Raw genomic sequence first — 1,765 nt, 5'->3', positions numbered from 1 at the left:
GGGCAAAAGCGTCTGGTCGCTCGGCAACGACAACCTGCAGGCCTGGGGTCTGACGGTGCTGCTGTACGGCGCGATGGTCGCCTGGCTCGGCTGGCTGGCGCTGCCGTTCATGCTGTTCCAGGGGTTGTTCGGCGGCGCGCTGCTCGAGGTCGTCAACTATCTGGAGCATTACGGCCTGAAGCGCGAAAGGAAGGCCGACGGCAGCTACGAGCGCTGCCAGCCGCATCATTCGTGGAACTCGAACCACCTGGCGACCAATGTGCTGCTCTACCACCTGCAGCGCCATTCCGATCACCACGCCTACCCGACGCGCTCGTTCCAGACGCTGCGCAATTTCGACAATCTGCCGCGCCTGCCGAACGGCTACGCCGGCATGATCCTGCTCGCCTATTTCCCGCCGCTGTGGTTCCGGGTGATGAACCCGAAAGTGGTCGCTCACTTCAATGGCGACATGACGCGGGCGAACATCAAACCCTCGATCCGCGACCGGGTGTTGGCGCAGTACCGCAACGCCACCGCATAATCGCGCCCGGCGCGCTGACCGCGCGCGCTCATTACAGAGCGGTGCCGCAGCAGATCTGACCCATTCCGACCTGCTGCGGCCCCGCTTTCATTAATCCAATCTGATGGGGTTCGCGATGAAGAAGTGGCGTTGTCTGGTCTGTGATTTCGTCTACGACGAGGCCAAGGGCGTGCCGGACGAAGGCATCAAGCCGGGGACGCGCTGGGAAGACGTGCCGGAAGACTGGACCTGCCCGGACTGCGGCGCCGGCAAGGCCGACTTCCAGATGGTCGAGGTGGACTGAAGTTTGTCCTGTCGCGCCTGCCGGACTCGATCAACGATGATCGTCCGGCCGGCGCGGCAACCGTTGTAATCGCGGATGCGCCCGTCGCGCCGCGAACTTTCATCTTCAATCGGCAGTCCATCGTTTGGCGCAACGCCGCTCACGATCCCGGATGCCCATGACCCGTTTGCTGCGCTTGTCCCTGCTTACTGCGCTGTTGCTGGCGCTGGCGGGCTGCAGCACCGGGCTCAAGCTCGCCTACCAGAACCTCGATCGCCTGGCGCTGTGGACGCTCGACGATTACGTGTCGCTGGACAAGACACAGAAAGCCGCCTTCCGCCGCGAGTTCGGCAGCCTGCAAGCTTGGCATCGCAGCACCCAGCTGCCCTTGTATTCGGCCGATCTGCGCAGCCTCGCCGCCGCGTTTGAGCAGGACCCGGCGCCGCGCGAAGCACTCGAACGCGCGATGAGCCAGATCGAGGCGCATGGCGATCGGCTCTGGCAGCAGGCGCAACCGGCGACCGCAAGCTTGCTCGCCTCGCTGCGCGACGAGCAGATCGACGAGTTCAGCAAACGCACACGCGAACGGATCGACGATGAAGAAGCCGACCGTGCCGACGAGAAGCCCGCCGAGCGTCGCAAGCGCTGGCTGCGCGAACAACGCGAAAACCTGGAACGCTGGACCGGCCACCTGAACGATCGCCAGAAAGCTTTGCTCGAAGCCGGCTGGGAACGCCGCGTACCGAGCCTGCTGAGCCCGGAACAGCGCAAGGCGCAGCGTCTGGCCACCTTCGAAGAGTTCGTCACCGTTCTCGCCACGCGCCACGAACCGGGCTTGATCGACCGCCTGAACGCCAACGGTGACGAGCGCGAACAGGAACGCAGCGCCCGCGATTCGGCCCGCGATCGCGGCTTGCTGATCGAACTGCTGCAGGCCTGCGATGCGACCCAGCGCCAACGTGTGCGCGAGCGCGTGCTCG

3 protein-coding genes are annotated in these 1,765 nt (G+C 65.0%); all 3 read left to right on the top strand.

Annotation, left to right across the window (positions count from 1 at the left end; all coding sequences use genetic code 11):
• Window positions 1-523, top strand: a 523-nt coding sequence (locus QZY06_RS16860) for a fatty acid desaturase (RefSeq protein ID WP_295686227.1), incomplete at its 5' end; no start/stop codon positions are given.
• Window positions 524-638: 115 nt separating this feature from the next.
• Window positions 639-806 carry a rubredoxin gene (locus QZY06_RS16855; RefSeq protein WP_022976369.1) on the top strand — a complete coding sequence of 56 codons (168 nt, stop codon included), beginning with the start codon at window positions 639-641 and terminating at the stop codon, window positions 804-806.
• Between the two features lie 157 nt (window positions 807-963).
• A partial coding sequence (locus tag QZY06_RS16850; RefSeq protein ID WP_295686226.1) for a DUF6279 family lipoprotein occupies window positions 964-1,765 on the top strand: 802 nt, incomplete at its 3' end.

Source organism: uncultured Nevskia sp. (assembly GCF_903885465.1).
GTDB lineage: Bacteria > Pseudomonadota > Gammaproteobacteria > Nevskiales > Nevskiaceae > Nevskia.
This window is presented reverse-complemented; position numbering and strand designations above follow the sequence as displayed.

Bases quoted from the DNA above. Each gene is read 5' to 3' on its own strand.
- QZY06_RS16855 (WP_022976369.1), top strand. From the start codon at position 639: ATGAAGAAGTGGCGTTGTCTGGTCTGTGATTTCGTCTACGACGAGGCC.